The organism is Pedobacter sp. UC225_65 (assembly GCF_042698365.1).
In the GTDB taxonomy this organism is placed as follows: Bacteria; Bacteroidota; Bacteroidia; order Sphingobacteriales; family Sphingobacteriaceae; genus Pedobacter.
Window position 1 is genome coordinate 2,131,334 of the sequence record NZ_CP170550.1, and the last position, 15,192, is coordinate 2,146,525.

The window sequence follows — 15,192 nt, forward strand, 5'->3', positions numbered from 1 at the left end:
TTGAGTTCAATTTGATAAATCCGATGTTGATCCGATGATCGATGAATTGTCATCATCATCTGTGTTGAACTTTAAAAATTTCTTGTCTCTTTTATCTACTTTATCTACTACAAAGTTCACCAAGTCTCCAACATTTCTAATTCCTTTACGCTCGGTGTTGCTTTCTGTTTCTGTAATGACTGTACTTTCAAGTTTTGGTTTCTCTACCAATGTTGCGGTTACTGTTGGGCTTTCTAGTATGGTTTCTTTTACTGGTAATACATCAAGTGGTCTAACATCTGCTTGTTTAATAGGTAGACGAGCATCGTTTACATTCGGTTGCATGGCCACTTGCACATTTTTTTGAAAATCTATTTCTTGCTTGGCCAATACCGCTTTTACACTTGTTGAGTTTACAGCCGCAAATGACCTGCTTCTACTTATCACAGCTTCGCTTACCGCAATGTTTGATTCAGTAGCTTTATCCGCAGTAATATCTTGTGTTTCTTGTACAGGGACATTCACCTTTGCGGTGGTCTGATCCAAATGCAATTGTATCTTCTCTGTTTTTTGAAAAGCCAATATTGCTGAAAAAGCAACTACTACGCTCGCTGCCGCCATCCAATAGATTGGCATGCTACGTTTACGTTTTGGGGCCAACTGTTGCTCTATATTGGCCCATAAATTAGCCGACGGCTCTATCTCTGCATCCTTAAACCTGTCTCTAAACAGATTATCGAATTCCTTATCCGGCATGTGTTGCATAACCAAATCCCTCCATTTTAATAATTTCTTGTTGCAATATTGCTCTCGCTCTAGATAACTGCGATTTACTTGCACCTTCTGAGATGCCCAATGTTTCTGCAATTTCTTTATGCGAGTAACCTTCTATAATGTACATGTTAAATACCATGCGGTAACCATCTGCCAATTTCTGTATCACTTTCATCAGTCCTGCATGCCTAAGCTGCTGTAATCAAATCCCTGCGATGGTTGTTCGTAAGCGTCTTCTATCGGAACCACGCTCAATGTGCGCAGGTTCTTTCTATAACTTTCAATCGCTGTATTTACCATTATCCTTCTTATCCAACCTTCAAATGAACCTTCACCACGATAGTCTTTAACTTTTTGAAAAACCTTAACATAACCCATCTGCAATACGTCTTCAGCCTCCATGTGATCTTTGGCATAACGCATGCATACGGCCAACATTTTAGATGCGGTAAGCTTGTATAGCATTTCTTGCATCTTCCTGTCGCCAGCTTTGCAGCCCGCCATCAAGTCATCAATCGTATATGTTTTAGTCACTTTCATTTGTTGTTTGTATAGGGTAGATGAGCCCTAGGCGCAAAAGGTTGCACGTGCACGAAAAAAAAATTAAAATAGTGTGATTGTTAAATGCATCCATTGGGCAATCGTTAAATCATAACCTTGGAAAAGGAAATGGTTATTCTATTTTTTACGTTTAAATAGTCGAAAATCTTCCTTGTAGGTAAGGAATAAAGAATGGTTAAATTGTAGGCTCTTGTCACTGTTTTCTAAATCGATATGCGGTTCAAAACGGACATCAAGATACAGGTTCGGCACCAATTCTTTTTGGTACACATACCTGATGGCCAAAATACTACGACTGCTCTGTGTAAAACCATTTTCGTATAGATTTTCTGATACAGATTGGTAAAGCGGCATTCCCTTAATGGTCAAGAAGTTATTGCCTTTCCAATATGAAGCTACAAAACTACCCCATTTGGTATCCATACCCGCATTTAACCACAAACCAAAACCACCTTGAAAGGCTCTTCTTTTGGTAGGTGAAAAATCTTTATATACGGCGATGTAGTTATCGGTAAATACCTCTTTGATGTTGTTGCCAATGGCTTTGTGGATCTTGATCCTGTTGCGCCATTAAACAAAGTACTAATTGGGGTTTCTTTCTGGATATCAATCTGTCCACCTTGGTGGTAAGCAAGAAATTGGGCAGGAATAGTCATTTTCCACCTGCCTCTTTCCATTACAGTGGTTTCCGTATTCAATCCACCGATCATCTTCTTCTTGGCAGGATCGCCTTTGTAGATCATTTTCTGCCAAGCAATCCAACTATCCAATTTAAATTTTTGTCTATCGATCAACAATTGCGTTCCATATTCGATTGGCGTAGTGATTTTGCGTTCGAAATCGTAGATGGGTTCGATGTAACCATGTTGGATGTTTCCTTCAAGACTACCAAACACCAAAGTAAGGTTTCTTTTGTGGTACTTTACATTAAACAAGAAATCTGCATCGTACAGCCCCTTATTGCCAAAATCCTTACGTAGATAGGCTCCGGCAGTAATGGCCAGATTAGGATTGGCATAATACACCAATTGCGGCTCTATCTGGGTACCATATAAGGTATATCCATCATGAAATTGGTTAGAATATTCGTAATTTCTTACGTAATTGAAATTATAGAAATTAAAATGGAGTTCTTTGCTCAGGCTATCATTTGGGCGGATACGGTTAAAGATCGCCTCGTTGTTAAACTGTGCTTGTACAGAACAGCTTACACAGATCAAGAATAAAATTAGTAGCTGTTTTTTCATATATTATTGGTTCATTAGTTCATTGGTGTCATTAGTTCATTGGGCCACCAGTTGATTTATTCGATTTTCCATTGTCTTCGACAGGCTCAGACTGACAAAGTTATTGCTTCATTGATCAACTCTCAAAATTGTCACATTGAGCTTGTCGAAATGTTTTATCAATTGGTCTTCGACACGTTCAGACTGACAAAGTTATTGGTTCAGTCGTTCATTGGTTCAATAGTCATTAAGCGATCACCATCTTCCATTTTACCTCTTCCATTTACACCTTATATTCAGCACCTTATTTGGAGTTCTTCTCTCTATAGCGTTTATAAGCCTTAACTGCGAACATGATTACAAATGCCAAGCCCATCATCCCAATCAGACCATAGATCCAATTGACGGCACTTTTAAGGATCACTGTAAACACAATGGCTACCATAAAGATAGTGGCCAGCTCGCGCCATAAGCGCAGTTGAAAACTATTCATTTTATAGATACCGGCTTTCAGTTGTTTAACGATTCTTTGACAGATAAAATGGTAAATGATCAAGGCCACAACAAAACCGAGCTTTACCATCATCCAATCGGCCTCCAACAAAGTTGGATTGATGTAAAGCATACTGGCCCCCGCCAAAACAGAAATGATCATTGCAGGTGTAGCAATGATCTTCCATAAGGTAGCTTCCATTTTAAGAAACTGTCCAACTAAAATACTACGATCGGGTTCAGGTTTATCATTAGCTTCGGTATGATAGATAAAGAGGCTAAGGATATAAAACAACCCTGCCATCCAGCTGATCACAAAGACAATATGTACAGATAAAAAGTAGCCGTAATAATCTCCCATTTACTTAAGCTTTTGTTCTTCGACCTCGTCCCATTTCAATAAGCTAAGGCCAACTTTAAATTAATACCTAAATTCTTTAACTACCTCAATTGCATATTTTACATTGTCGAAAGGGATATCTGGCATAATGCCATGCCCTAAATTAAATATAAAACCTTGTTCGCCACGCATGCGCTCAAACAACTGTAGGATATGTTTTTTGATCACAGGTTGATCTGCATACAAAATGTGTGGATCTAAGTTACCCTGTACGGCGATCTGGGCAGGTAAGGCTTTTTTAATGTTCAACAGGTCTGCATTCCAATCAACAGAGATTACATCTGGTTTGGCTTCTGCCATGATTGGTGCAAAAACAGAACTTCCCTTACAGAAAGAGATGACTGGTACATTTGTTCGATTTAAGCCAGCAATGATCTGTTGGTTGTATTGGTGCGAAAACTCTTGGTAATCGTTCCACGACAAAGCCAAGGCCCAACTGTCAAAAAGTTGAAGTGCGTTTACACCAGCAGCAATCTGTAGGTTCAAATAATCTGTGGTTACCTTTGCTATTTTTGCCAACAGGCGATGTGCCAGTTCTGGGTGGTTGTGGATCAACAATTTGGTCAACTTAAAATCTTTAGACGAACCACCTTCTACTAGGTAACTCATTACCGTAAAAGGGGCACCAGCAAAACCGATCAAAGGGATACTTCCATCTAAACGCTGTTGGATCACTTTAATGGCATCGGCTACATATTGTAAACGATCAACCACATCGGTTTCCAATTTGTCGATATCTGCAGCGGTACGAACCGGATTTGCAAATTTAGGTCCAACACCTTGGGTAAAGCTCAAATCGCCACCCATAGCTTCGCCAGTTACCAAAATATCGCAGAAAAGAATAGCGGCATCAATACCTAATAGATCTACTGGCAGCATGGTTACATCTGCAGCAATCTCTGGGTTTTTACACATCTCTAAAAAAGAGTATTTGTTTTTGATTTCCCAGTATTGTGGCATAAAACGACCAGCTTGGCGCATCATCCATACTGGTGGGCGCTCTGTAGATTTTGAAAATGCAGCGTCTAAAAATAAGTTGTTCTTCATCTTGTATTAGGCCAATCCGTTGGCTTCTTTCTCTATAATTTTAATAATTTCTTGTGCTCTCGATGTGGTAGCGAGTTCTTTGGCCTTTTCGATATAGGCTTTGGCCCTTTCGCCATCTTTTTTACGCAGGGCGAGGTTGGCCAAATGGATCAGCACAAAGGCTTTGTCATTTTTTCCACCCAAAGGGAAACGACTGGCAATCTGGAAATGAAATTCGGCAGTTTCAAAATCCTCCTTTTGCAGCGCAATGTTCGCCCTCATAAATTCGTAATATCCACGACGGTTTTTGGCCAATCGATCAGGATTTACAACCTCGTCCAATATCTTTTCGGCCTTCTCATAATTTGAGTCCTTAAAATGTTTAGAGGCCAACAACACCGAACTGTGCTTAAAATGGCTCCATAACACAAAGGCAAAGAGAAAGCCGGCTATTGCAGCCAGCTGATATTGATTGTAATATAAACTTACCAATGCCGACATGGCAAAAATTGCCATTAAAGCATATCTGCTCCAGGTATTATACATTAATTTGTGATGTCTGTAAATTTATAACCAACGCCTCTGATCGAGTGGAAATACACTGGATTTTTTTGGTCTGGTTCAAAGTATTTACGGAAAGTAAGGATAAAGTTATCGATGGTTCTTGTAGATGGATAAACATCATAGTTCCAAACCGTTTCTAAGATCTGCTCGCGAGATACCGCTTCGTTCTTACGCTCGATCAACAATTTCAACAGCATGGTTTCCTTTTTGGTTAAAGGCACTACTACCCCATCATCCTGCTTCAATTCGAATGAGTTGAAATAAATCGTCTTATCGCCAATTTTATAAGAGTTCAACTCTTTTAGATGATCGGCTTTTAAGCTACGTTTAACCAAAATCCCAACACGAAGGATCAGCTCCTCTAAATTGAAAGGTTTAACCAGGTAATCATCAGCTCCTTTTTTAAGACCCATTACACGGTCTTCGCTTGTATTTTTAGCAGTTAAGAACAAGATTGGAACTTCGGTATTTTCTAAACGGATTGTTTCGCATACTTGGAAACCATCCATTTCTGGCAACATCACATCTAAAATGATTAGGTTGAAGCGTTCTTCCTTAAAAACTTTTAATGCAGTTTTGCCGTCTTTAACAGCGTGGACTTTATAACCCTCTAATTCGAGGTTTAATTTAATGGCATCTAACAAATGATCTTCGTCTTCTACCAACAGTATTCTTAATTTTTGTGGCATATCAATTAAATGTTACTTCAAAAATTGCACCTTGCGGTACGTTATCTTTAACGCTGATATCAGCGTCGTGGTTTTGTAATACCTCTTTAACAATAAACAAGCCAAGTCCAGTACCCTTAGATTTACGCACATTTTCGTCGCCAACTCGGTAAAATTTATCAAAAATAAGCATCTTTTCGCCATCTGGGATGCCCGGACCTTTGTCTGAAACGACTAAAAAGGCCTTACCGTCATTTTGACAGAGTTCTACTGCAACTTCGGCACATGGACCTGAATATTTAACAGCATTTTCTACCAGATTCGTCACTACTGATGACAAGGCAAATTTATCGCCCATTACCTTAACACCAGTTTTGATATTTGCCTTGATAATTTGTTGGTTACCACATGAATGCACCTGCAAACGATCGGTAATTTTGGTAACCAGTTCAGAGAAATCGAATTCTTCTTTCGGGAAAGAATAGGTTCTACTTTCGATCTTGGTAGCCAACAGCATATTTTCGACCAGATCGTCCAAACGTTCGATATCTTTTAAAGAGTTGTTGAGCAGAGAAGTCTGCATCTGCCTGTCCAGGTCTCTTTTTACAATGGTCTGTAATGAAAGTTTGATGGCCGCCAAAGGCGATTTCAGTTCGTGGGTAACCGATAACAGGAAATTCTGTTGTCGCTCATGTAAACGATCTTCTTTTTTGATGGAAGCATGGATAAAATAGGCTCCGACACAAAGTAGAAATATAAAAACAGCCCCCTCTCCGATGATCATACCTACCCTTTGGGGTTGCAGTTTAATTACAACAGTGCCCCACCAAAACATTTCAGACAAAGCATAGAGCAATAACAAGTAGAAGATGACTATCGATTTTTTCATTTTACTGTTTTCTAAAAACTAGGTCTAAAGCATCAAAAATTGCCCTTTTTGCTTTCTCTAGTTCAATTTTGGTATGTGCTGCCGATACAAAACCCACTTCGTAACCTGATGGACCTAAATAGATGCCTCGATTTAACAATTCGCGGTGCATGATCTTAAATTTCTCCATACTTGTTGGATCAATGTCGTCAGCCGTCTGTATCTTATCTTTATCTGTAAAGGCAAACCAAAAGATCGAGCCAATGGTAAATACCTTGAATTTATAGTTTTTTGCACTTGCAAAACGCTGTATGCTTTCGGCAAATTCTTGGGCCTTTGCATTCAGTTCTTTATAAAACCCTGAGCGTAAAAGCTCAGTTAGGGTTGCAATACCCGCAGCCATCGCTACCGGATTACCAGACAAGGTTCCTGCTTGGTAAACTCCACCATCTGGAGAAATATGGCCCATGATTTCTGCCGAAGCACCATACATGCCCACAGGCAAACCACCACCTATAATTTTTCCGTAGGTAACGATATCTGGTTTGATGCCATAATGTGCTGCCGCACCTTCAAAACCTATTCTAAAACCAGTGATTACTTCATCAAAAATCAACAAGGCGTCGTTTTCAGTACAAGCAGCCCTTAAAAATTCGATATAGTCTTTGTCTTGCAACAACAATCCGTTATTTGCTGGAATACCTTCTATAATTACCGCAGCTACCTGATCTTTAAATTGTTCAAAGGCCTTAGTGATTGCTTCTTTATCATTTAAAGCGATCACAATGGTTTCTGCCGCAAAAGATTGAGGCACGCCTGCCGAAGAGGTTTCGCCGAAGGTAACCAGACCTGAACCCGCTTTTACCAAAAGCGAATCGCTATGGCCATGGTAACAGCCTTCAAATTTGATCGATCTTGTCTCTTCCAGTATAACCACGGGCCAATCTAATCGCTGACATTACTGCCTCTGTTCCTGAACTGGTAAAACGGATCTTCTCTACATAACTGTTGTTCTTGATGATCAGTTCGGCCAATTCGTTCTCTAAAGCTGTTGGTGCACCAAAACTCATCCCGTTCTGCATCACCTCGATCACCTTCTCTCTGATCTTTGAATTGTTATGGCCTAAAATAAGTGGTCCCCAGCTTGCGCAGAAATCGATAAACTGGTTGCCATCTGCATCCCAGATCATACAACCATCGCCTTTTTGAATAAACAATGGTGTACCATAAACCGATTTGAATGCCCTAACTGGAGAGTTTACCCCACCTGGGAAAAAGGTTTTTGATTTTGCATACAGCTCTGCCGATTTCTCGCGACTAATATCAGGTTTGCTACCCGTATTTACCGGCATCTCTTCTTCGGTTCCTGAGAATATTTTCTTTAACGATTCTAACATTTTATTTAAGTTAAAAGTGTAAAGTAAAAAGTTTAAAGTTTTCGAAAATGCAGAACTTTAAACTTTCAACTAACAACTTTTTTACATCCATTTCTGCTCTACTATATCTCTAATGTGGTAAGTGGTGATGATGCTTGCTCCTGCTCTGGCAAAGGCGTGCATGGTTTCCATTACTACTTTCTGTTCGTCTATCCAGCCTCGTTGTGCTGCTGCCTTGATCATGGAATATTCTCCAGAAACATTATAACAGGCAATAGGCAGGTCTGAGTTTTGTTTCAATCTGCTGATCACATCTAAATAGGCCAAAGCTGGTTTAACCATCAGTACATCTGCACCTTCACTTTCATCTAACAGGGCTTCTCTCACTGCTTCGGTTCCATTTCTGAAATCCATTTGATAAGCCTTTCTATCTCCTTTGTTCGGCGCACAGTCTGCAGCTTCTCTAAACGGGCCATAATAGGCAGAGGCAAATTTTGTGGCATGCGACATGATTGCTGTATTCACAAATCCACTTCCATCTAGTTTATGTCTAATGGCGGCCACACGACCATCCATCATATCTGATGGGGCCAACATATCTGCTCCGGCTTCTGCATGATTTAAAGCCATTTTGGCAATCAGCTCTACCGTTGCATCGTTTTGTACATAATCGTCTTTCATGATCCCACAATGACCGTGAGTAGTGTAAGAACAAACGCAAACATCGGTTACCACGTATAGATCGTCGCCAAAATTTTTCTTTAGCTCTTTTACTGCAACAGGTACCAACGAATGAGGGTCGTGAGCAGCATGTGCATCTTCACTTTTCTCATCACCCACACCAAATAACATAATTTTATTGACACCTAATTTTAAGCCCTTTTCTACATCCTTTAACAAGGTGTCTGCAGAAAAATGACTGATTCCAGGCATGGCATCGATAGCTTTGGTTACCCCAGTACCAGGCACCACAAAATATGGATAAATAAACATGTCTTTTGACAACCGTGTTTCGGCGATCATCTCTCTCACAACTGGGTTTTTTCTTAACCTACGGGGTCTATGTATCATTGTTTTATCATTCAATTAGATATCTATTCCAAAAACGGCTTCAGCTAATCCTATCTCATCTGGAGAGTATGGTAAAGCATATTTTACGCCCATCTCTTCAAACTTTTTACCAGTAGAGTTGCCAATAGCGATTACTTTCTGCTCTGGTTCCAACAAATTATCGGTAAAGTAGGCATCAACGTTTGATGGGCTGGTAAAGATCAAAACTTCGGCAGCTGTACCATCAATATTATCTTCAATTACGGTTTCGTAAATCGGTAGATCACGATTTTTGTATCGGCGCCCAAAGACTTCTGGATGCTCAACAACGAGTCTTGTGCTCTTGGGAACATCACGGTTTGGCCTACCACAAGTTTGGCAAATTCTTCAGCCACTTCTACAATATCACCACTCTCGCCAACAAAATCTGCCAGATGTCCAAATTTCCTTAAGGTATCTTCAGAACCTCTGCCAACTACACCAAATTGTACTTTTTTAGGCAAAACCGGGTTGAGTTTAAAGAAATACTCTACCCCATTTCTACTGCTAAAGAATATCCAATCGATATGTTTGAGGTAAAATGGATTCTAGGATATTTACAATTGGGAAGGTACGGATCAATGAGCGTCCTTCTATTTCGATATGGTGTTTTTCTAATGCTTTTCTGAAATAGCTATGCTCACCAATTTCTCTCGAAATAAATACTTTGGTTGGCATTTTTCGCTCTTTGCTAAACTTGGCCACAATCTTTTCGGCCAAACCTTCAGTACTGCTTGTTCTTAAAAACAAACGATCTGGAAAATCTTCATCGGTTTCTGCCTTAGAAGTCCACACCTCAAACTCGCCATCTTCTTTTTTACAATAACAACCAAGCGGCATGTGGCATCCACCTTCAAAAAGATTAAGCACTTTACGTTCTACCGCAATTTCTTCAGCAGTGGCCTGATCATGTATCTGTTGCAATGCCGTAAACAATTCTGTATCGTTTGCTCGGATCCTGGATGGCCAAAGCGCCTTGTGCCGGTGCTGGAACAAGTTCTGTGGTATCTACTACCTCTACATGGAATTCGCTCAGGTCTATGTTCAACCTATTTACACCAGCTTTTGCAAGCATGATCGCATCATAATCTTCATCACGTAGTTTTTGGATACGTGTAGGTACGTTTCCGCGTAGGTCTTCGATATTTAAATCCGAACGTAAGGCCAACAACTGTGCTTTACGACGGTTAGAGGAAGTGCCAACCATTGCTCCTTTTTTTAAGGATAGCTTTTGACTTACATCTACACAATCTTTAAGGATCAACAATAATTCTGAAGGGTCTTCGCGTTCTGTAACAGCAGCAATGATCAATCCCTCTGGGTTGGTAGTAGGTAGATCTTTATGAGAGTGGACCGCGATATCGATACTTCCATCCAACAGTTCCTCTTCCAATTCTTTGGTAAAGAACCCTTTGCCTTCTAATTTATCGAGTCTAAGATTTAATATTTTATCGCCCTGCGTTTTAATGATTTTTAATTCTGCATCTATACCGATGCCAGCCAACCTGTCTTTTGTATTGTTAGCTTGCCATAATGCCAAATCGCTTCCGCGTGTACCAATAATTATTTTCTTCACCTTATGCTAGTTTTTCCGCAAATTTAATCAAAATTTCGAAAGAGGGTCTGTATAGATAAGCCTGATCGGCCAATTTAAGCTTTAGCTATTTTTTACCAGGATTTCTTTTGCCATTACCATTGGGATGGTGATGCATTTTTTCTCCATGTAATCCATAACCCGTTCCAATACCGCTCTCGAATTGTCATCTAAAGTATTGATTTCGTCGGCAAAAACACCATTGATGGCCGTATGTTTAATCTCTTTGATTTTTTTAGGCACATCGCTCATGGCGATTTCTATTTTGCGTTGGCGCAATACTGATTCAAATTCTTTAATATTTTCGTCGATGATATGCTCAGCATTGATCAATTCGTCGTAACGTTCTTGGATATTTTTGCGGGCAATTTCCTTTAGCGATTCTACTTCGATAAAATGCATGGGGAAGTTTTTAACCACTTCTGGTGCGGTATCATTAGGAACTGCCAAGTCTACGATCACTTTTTTAGCAGTGTCGCCATTCAACAATTTGATATAGATCTTTCGGTAAGGATAGGTTCGGTAGCACCAGTACAGGTAATGATCACATCAAACCCGTCTCTGTAATCAGCCAATGCCGAAAGCGGACAAGCAGTTCCATTCAGGTCTTTGGCTAAGGCTTCTGCCTTTTCTATCGTTCTATTGAATACAGAAAAATTAGAATATTTATGCTTTTTAAGGTACTGTGCAATATTTTTATTGGTTTCTCCGGCGCCAATGATCAATAAGCGAGAATTGGCACACATGTTCAGGTCGCGCAGTTTGCGATACGCCAAAGACACAATCGATACTGGGTTTTTTGAGATATTGGTATGGGTATAAACTTCTTTTGCTGTTTTAACCACACGGTTCATGATCATGCGCATGTAATCGCCAGTAAAACCGGCAACGCGACAGGCTTCGTAGGCCTTACGTACCTGCGCCAAGATTTCTTTCTCGCCAACTACCAAGCTTTCTAAAGAACAAGAAGTACGTAACAAATGGTTAAAGGCTTCTACTTTTTCGTACACCGAAACGTTTGCGATAAACTGCTCCATGTACTCTTCAGGTAGGCCCATATCCAATACATGCAGAAAACGGCTGATGAAGGCCTTATTAAGCTCGTTAGAAGAAGTAAATACAAATTCTACACGGTTACAGGTACCAACATAAAATATCTCTTTGATATTCAATTCTGATTGGATATTTCTCAACCTATCATCCAGCGTATGCTCACATATCACTAATTTCCCTAAAGCTTTTAGGTCAATCTGTTTATGTGTAAATGCAATAATCTTTAAATATTCCAAAATGGGTACAGCCTATTAATTTAGTGCGAACAAAAGTAAAAACGTAAACCCGCATATCTGTCATTATGCTGTAATTTAGGCTAATTTAGAAAGGTTTTAAATTAACTGAGAATTAACAAACCCTATATCTTAAAAATTGTTATTATTGTCTAAAACATCAATCACAACAGATTATGATACATAACGAGGAGTTTTCATTGATTGGGGCCAACCAGAAGACCATCACAGGCGACTTAACTTATGACGATAAAAATACAAATGCACCGCTGATAATTTTCATCCACGGATTTAAAGGCTTTAAAGATTGGGGTGCACACCACTTGGTAGCACGTTATTTTGCCCAAAATGGTTACCGTTACCTCAAGTTTAATCTGTCGCACAGTGGTGTAACTGTTCAAAAGCCAAATGATGTAAGCGACATGGAAACCTTTGCTTCAAATACGGTTTCTAAAGAAATGTTAGATGTAGATTTGGTGATTGATTATGCCCTGCAAAATCTAGGTGTAAACGAGGTTTGTTTGATTGGACATAGTCGTGGTGGTGGCTTGAGTATTTTGCAAGCGGCAAATCATCCACATGTTAAAGCCTTGATCACCTGGAGTGCCATTGCCGATTTTAGTAGTCTCTGGAAAAAGGAACAAGAAGCTGAATGGAGAAAAGAAGGGAAAATTGAAGTAGTGAATGCACGCACGAAAGAGAAAATGCCTTTAAATGTTACTTTATTGACTGATTTTGAAGAAAATAAAGATAAACTCAATATACTAGCTGCTGCCAAACAGGTACATGTCCCTTGGTTGATTGTACAAGGTACCGATGATGTGAACGTACCTTTAGAAACTGCACAAAAACTGGCCGATGCAAACCCTAACAGCAGATTGGCAAAAATTGAACAGGCCAACCATGTTTATGGGGCATCGCACCCTTACACCAACGAAACCTTGCCCCCACAATTGTTGCAAGTGTGCGAAAAAAGCTTGGCCTTTTTAAAGACTAATACCCTGTATCTCTAAAACTCTTCTGCACATTTTGCTTGTAGTTTCTGCCTATTGGAAGTTCTTTGCCTAAAATTTCCACTGCATAGGCATAATAACTATCTACTTTTGCAATGGAAACGATAAAGGAGCGATGGATCCTGCAGAACTGTTCTTCTGGCAATAGTTCTTGTAACAAGCTGATTTTTTGTTTGGTAACCAATACCTTATCTGGTAAAACTACTTTTACATAATCTTTGATGCTCTCTATCCAACAAATTTCATTGACATTGATCTTCATCATTTTGCGGTCTACTTTTAGGTAAAGAAACTGCTCTGTGCTTGCCAACGACTGCCTTTCTGAAAGTACCACCTGTTTATTGTTGCCAAAATGCTCTAACACCTTATCCATCGATTTAAGGAAGCGATCAAAAGGAATGGGTTTTAACAGGTAATCTATGGCATTTAGCTCAAACCCATCAACTGCGTACTCGCTATAGGCTGTAGTAAAGATTACTTTAGGTGGCTTTTTTAAACTCTTGATCAGGTCTGTGCCGTTTAAACCAGGCATTTTGATATCCAAAAAAACCAGATCGATCGATTTTTGCTGTAAAACCTGAAAAGCTTTAATGGCATCAGGACATTTGGCCACCAACTCGATATCAGCAAAATTCTGCAGGTAACGTTCAATCACCTCAATGGCGTGGGGCTCATCGTCAACTATAAGTGTCCTGATCCTCATGATTACAATTTGATCATTTTATCCAAATTAATCTCGAGGATAGCCACAAATAGTTCCTCCTCATCAAATATTTTGATTTCGTGAGCCTTCGGATAAATGATCTGTAAACGTTTACGTACATTTTCCAATCCAATCTTACCGTAATGCTTGGCTGCAGTTTGATCAATCTTTTCCGCTTTGCTGTTGGCCACCTTAAATTTAAGCAGATTACCCTTTACAGATAAATCAATATTAACCCAAGCCTCTCCCACCTTCTCGCTTACGCCGTGTTTAAATGCATTCTCTACCAAAGGCAATAACAATAAGGGTGCAATTTGATATCCATTGATCTCTCCTGTTTTGGTGAAGCTCAGATCGAGACGGTCTTCATAACGTATCTTTTCGATAAGGATATAACTTTCCAAAACCTCCACATCCTTTTTGAGGTCGACATGCTCTACATTACATTCATACAGCATGTACCTTAAGATCTCTGACAGCCCCATCACAATGTTTGGCGATTTAGGCGAATTGCTTAGGGTTAATGCGTAGAGGTTATTTAAGGTATTGAACAAAAAATGAGGGTGGATCTGACCTTTCAAAAAATCGAGCTCTGCTTGTAGTGCCGCATGGTGGCGTTCGTACCATAACTTAAATGACCTTATGGCTATGGCTACCCAAACCACTAGGTTTGCACCTTTAAATGCACTTAAATACGCGTCGGTATTGGTCAATCGCTCCCAAAAAGTACCGGTAACTTTATCCCATCTGCTATAACCCTTACTTTTTAAATAGGCATCGAGCTTAGGTTCAACCACCATGATATCCATTAACCTGGTGAACAATGGCACAAGGAAGAACACACAAAGCAGTAGTAAAGCAAAGAAGATGAAATATTGTTTGTTGAACAAAAATCTCGGTAAAAAGTAAGAAACGGTATAGAAGTAAAAGATATGGATGGGCAAAAAGGAAAGGTTATTCTCCAATGCCATCCTAAAATCTTGCTTATTGTATCCATAAACAAATGAAGTAAATAACCAGACTACCATCCAAAACACAATGTGGGATACAATCCTACCAGTCGAAATCTGTTTCTCTGAAAATCTATAGCTGTTCATCACCTAACAAAAATAACCTTTAGCTTAAATATCGCAGTGTTTTATTCGTAAATGACGACAAACAACAGCATTTGATAGACAAACAGCATCTTTTCATTTCAAATCGCCTTAAAAATAAGATGATATGGCTTTTATAGATCAAAAAGAAAGCTGCGACGACCGTTAATCGCTATATAACTATATCAAAAACAATTGTTTGATGTGCTATATACTTTTAGCTCAACAAAATCAAACAACATGAAACTATTGATCAGTACACTCATCGCCATGCTTAGCTTAACTGCTAGCGCACAAGAAAAAAAAGACACTGCCAATTTTGCCAACTGGGTGGTAGAAAGCAATGTAAAAACACCGAAAAAACTCGATTGTTAAATTTTACAATGCCAGCCAAGAACTGGTATACCAGGAAGCGGTTAATGGCAAAAAAATCAAAATTGAGAGGGCCAAAGTTAGAGAAGGGCTAAATCAGATCTTAA

General features: G+C 39.5%; 15 protein-coding genes and 3 pseudogenes. 2 read left to right on the forward strand and 16 right to left on the reverse strand.

The window, feature by feature from the left end; translation table 11 throughout:
- Nucleotides 1–6 precede the first annotated feature (6 nt).
- The 14 genes and pseudogenes from ACFJIZ_RS11175 to hemA all read right to left on the reverse strand — a co-directional run bounded on the left by ACFJIZ_RS11175 (nt 7) and on the right by hemA (nt 11,906).
- Nucleotides 7–735, reverse strand: coding sequence for a hypothetical protein (locus ACFJIZ_RS11175; RefSeq protein WP_379093674.1), 729 nt, complete (start codon nt 733–735; stop codon nt 7–9).
- Nucleotides 725–928 carry an RNA polymerase sigma factor gene (locus ACFJIZ_RS11180; protein WP_379093677.1) on the reverse strand — a complete coding sequence of 68 codons (204 nt, stop codon included), beginning with the start codon at nt 926–928 and terminating at the stop codon, nt 725–727. The genes ACFJIZ_RS11175 and ACFJIZ_RS11180 overlap by 11 nt, the downstream gene beginning before the upstream one ends.
- Nucleotides 928–1,293, reverse strand: coding sequence for an RNA polymerase sigma factor (locus ACFJIZ_RS11185; protein ID WP_379093680.1), 366 nt, complete (start codon nt 1,291–1,293; stop codon nt 928–930). The genes ACFJIZ_RS11180 and ACFJIZ_RS11185 overlap by 1 nt, the downstream gene beginning before the upstream one ends.
- Before the next feature lie 138 nt (nt 1,294–1,431).
- Nucleotides 1,432–1,737 (reverse strand): hypothetical protein, encoded by a 306-nt coding sequence (locus tag ACFJIZ_RS11190; protein WP_379093684.1) that lies wholly within the window; start codon nt 1,735–1,737, stop codon nt 1,432–1,434.
- An 8-nt stretch (nt 1,738–1,745) separates the two neighbouring features.
- Complete coding sequence (locus tag ACFJIZ_RS11195) at nt 1,746–2,561, reverse strand: hypothetical protein (protein WP_379093687.1); 816 nt, start codon at nt 2,559–2,561, stop codon at nt 1,746–1,748.
- A gap of 283 nt (nt 2,562–2,844) precedes the next feature.
- Entirely contained in the window at nt 2,845–3,393 is a 549-nt protein-coding gene (locus ACFJIZ_RS11200) for a CopD family protein (protein WP_379093690.1), read from the reverse strand.
- Nucleotides 3,394–3,453: 60 nt separating this feature from the next.
- Nucleotides 3,454–4,479: a uroporphyrinogen decarboxylase gene (hemE, locus tag ACFJIZ_RS11205; RefSeq protein ID WP_379093693.1), complete on the reverse strand. Its 1,026-nt coding sequence runs from the start codon at nt 4,477–4,479 to the stop codon at nt 3,454–3,456.
- Nucleotides 4,480–4,485: 6 nt separating this feature from the next.
- Nucleotides 4,486–5,004: a hypothetical protein gene (locus ACFJIZ_RS11210; protein WP_379093696.1), complete on the reverse strand. Its 519-nt coding sequence runs from the start codon at nt 5,002–5,004 to the stop codon at nt 4,486–4,488.
- On the reverse strand, nt 5,004–5,711 hold the full coding sequence (locus ACFJIZ_RS11215) for a response regulator transcription factor (protein ID WP_379093700.1): 708 nt from the start codon (nt 5,709–5,711) through the stop codon (nt 5,004–5,006). The genes ACFJIZ_RS11210 and ACFJIZ_RS11215 overlap by 1 nt, the downstream gene beginning before the upstream one ends.
- A gap of 1 nt (nt 5,712) precedes the next feature.
- Nucleotides 5,713–6,579, reverse strand: a complete 867-nt coding sequence (locus tag ACFJIZ_RS11220) for a sensor histidine kinase (protein WP_379093703.1) — start codon at nt 6,577–6,579, stop codon at nt 5,713–5,715.
- A gap of 1 nt (nt 6,580) precedes the next feature.
- Nucleotides 6,581–7,955 (reverse strand): annotated as a pseudogene (gene hemL, locus ACFJIZ_RS11225) (glutamate-1-semialdehyde 2,1-aminomutase).
- Nucleotides 7,956–8,036: 81 nt separating this feature from the next.
- Nucleotides 8,037–9,005 carry a porphobilinogen synthase gene (gene hemB, locus ACFJIZ_RS11230; RefSeq protein WP_379093706.1) on the reverse strand — a complete coding sequence of 323 codons (969 nt, stop codon included), beginning with the start codon at nt 9,003–9,005 and terminating at the stop codon, nt 8,037–8,039.
- A gap of 15 nt (nt 9,006–9,020) precedes the next feature.
- Nucleotides 9,021–10,599: pseudogene (gene hemC, locus ACFJIZ_RS11235) on the reverse strand (hydroxymethylbilane synthase).
- Between the two features lie 81 nt (nt 10,600–10,680).
- Nucleotides 10,681–11,906, reverse strand: a pseudogene (gene hemA / locus ACFJIZ_RS11240) (glutamyl-tRNA reductase).
- Nucleotides 11,907–12,079: 173 nt separating this feature from the next.
- Between hemA and ACFJIZ_RS11245 the strand changes: the two are divergent.
- Nucleotides 12,080–12,916, forward strand: a complete 837-nt coding sequence (locus ACFJIZ_RS11245) for an alpha/beta hydrolase family protein (protein ID WP_379093709.1) — start codon at nt 12,080–12,082, stop codon at nt 12,914–12,916.
- On the opposite strand, the gene ACFJIZ_RS11250 is transcribed toward ACFJIZ_RS11245, so the two are convergent.
- Together ACFJIZ_RS11250 and ACFJIZ_RS11255 are read right to left on the reverse strand one after the other, a co-directional pair.
- The gene (locus ACFJIZ_RS11250) at nt 12,897–13,619 is read right to left on the reverse strand and encodes a LytR/AlgR family response regulator transcription factor (protein WP_379093712.1); all 723 of its coding nucleotides are present in this window, start codon (nt 13,617–13,619) and stop codon (nt 12,897–12,899) included. The two genes, ACFJIZ_RS11245 and ACFJIZ_RS11250, sit on opposite strands and share 20 nt — an antisense overlap.
- A gap of 2 nt (nt 13,620–13,621) precedes the next feature.
- Nucleotides 13,622–14,716 carry a sensor histidine kinase gene (locus ACFJIZ_RS11255; protein ID WP_379093715.1) on the reverse strand — a complete coding sequence of 365 codons (1,095 nt, stop codon included), beginning with the start codon at nt 14,714–14,716 and terminating at the stop codon, nt 13,622–13,624.
- A 237-nt stretch (nt 14,717–14,953) separates the two neighbouring features.
- Between ACFJIZ_RS11255 and ACFJIZ_RS11260 the strand changes: the two genes are divergently transcribed.
- Nucleotides 14,954–15,088 (forward strand): hypothetical protein, encoded by a 135-nt coding sequence (locus ACFJIZ_RS11260; protein WP_379093718.1) that lies wholly within the window; start codon nt 14,954–14,956, stop codon nt 15,086–15,088.
- Nucleotides 15,089–15,192: the final 104 nt, after the last annotated feature.

Bases quoted from the DNA above. Each gene is read 5' to 3' on its own strand.
- ACFJIZ_RS11175 (WP_379093674.1), bottom strand. From the start codon at position 735: ATGCCGGATAAGGAATTCGATAATCTGTTTAGAGACAGGTTTAAGGAT.
- ACFJIZ_RS11180 (WP_379093677.1), bottom strand. From the start codon at position 928: ATGAAAGTGATACAGAAATTGGCAGATGGTTACCGCATGGTATTTAAC.
- ACFJIZ_RS11185 (WP_379093680.1), bottom strand. From the start codon at position 1,293: ATGAAAGTGACTAAAACATATACGATTGATGACTTGATGGCGGGCTGC.
- ACFJIZ_RS11190 (WP_379093684.1), bottom strand. From the start codon at position 1,737: ATGGATACCAAATGGGGTAGTTTTGTAGCTTCATATTGGAAAGGCAAT.
- ACFJIZ_RS11195 (WP_379093687.1), bottom strand. From the start codon at position 2,561: ATGAAAAAACAGCTACTAATTTTATTCTTGATCTGTGTAAGCTGTTCT.
- ACFJIZ_RS11200 (WP_379093690.1), bottom strand. From the start codon at position 3,393: ATGGGAGATTATTACGGCTACTTTTTATCTGTACATATTGTCTTTGTG.
- hemE (WP_379093693.1), bottom strand. From the start codon at position 4,479: ATGAAGAACAACTTATTTTTAGACGCTGCATTTTCAAAATCTACAGAG.
- ACFJIZ_RS11210 (WP_379093696.1), bottom strand. From the start codon at position 5,004: ATGTATAATACCTGGAGCAGATATGCTTTAATGGCAATTTTTGCCATG.
- ACFJIZ_RS11215 (WP_379093700.1), bottom strand. From the start codon at position 5,711: ATGCCACAAAAATTAAGAATACTGTTGGTAGAAGACGAAGATCATTTG.
- ACFJIZ_RS11220 (WP_379093703.1), bottom strand. From the start codon at position 6,579: ATGAAAAAATCGATAGTCATCTTCTACTTGTTATTGCTCTATGCTTTG.
- hemB (WP_379093706.1), bottom strand. From the start codon at position 9,005: ATGATACATAGACCCCGTAGGTTAAGAAAAAACCCAGTTGTGAGAGAG.
- ACFJIZ_RS11245 (WP_379093709.1), top strand. From the start codon at position 12,080: ATGATACATAACGAGGAGTTTTCATTGATTGGGGCCAACCAGAAGACC.
- ACFJIZ_RS11250 (WP_379093712.1), bottom strand. From the start codon at position 13,619: ATGAGGATCAGGACACTTATAGTTGACGATGAGCCCCACGCCATTGAG.
- ACFJIZ_RS11255 (WP_379093715.1), bottom strand. From the start codon at position 14,716: ATGAACAGCTATAGATTTTCAGAGAAACAGATTTCGACTGGTAGGATT.
- ACFJIZ_RS11260 (WP_379093718.1), top strand. From the start codon at position 14,954: ATGAAACTATTGATCAGTACACTCATCGCCATGCTTAGCTTAACTGCT.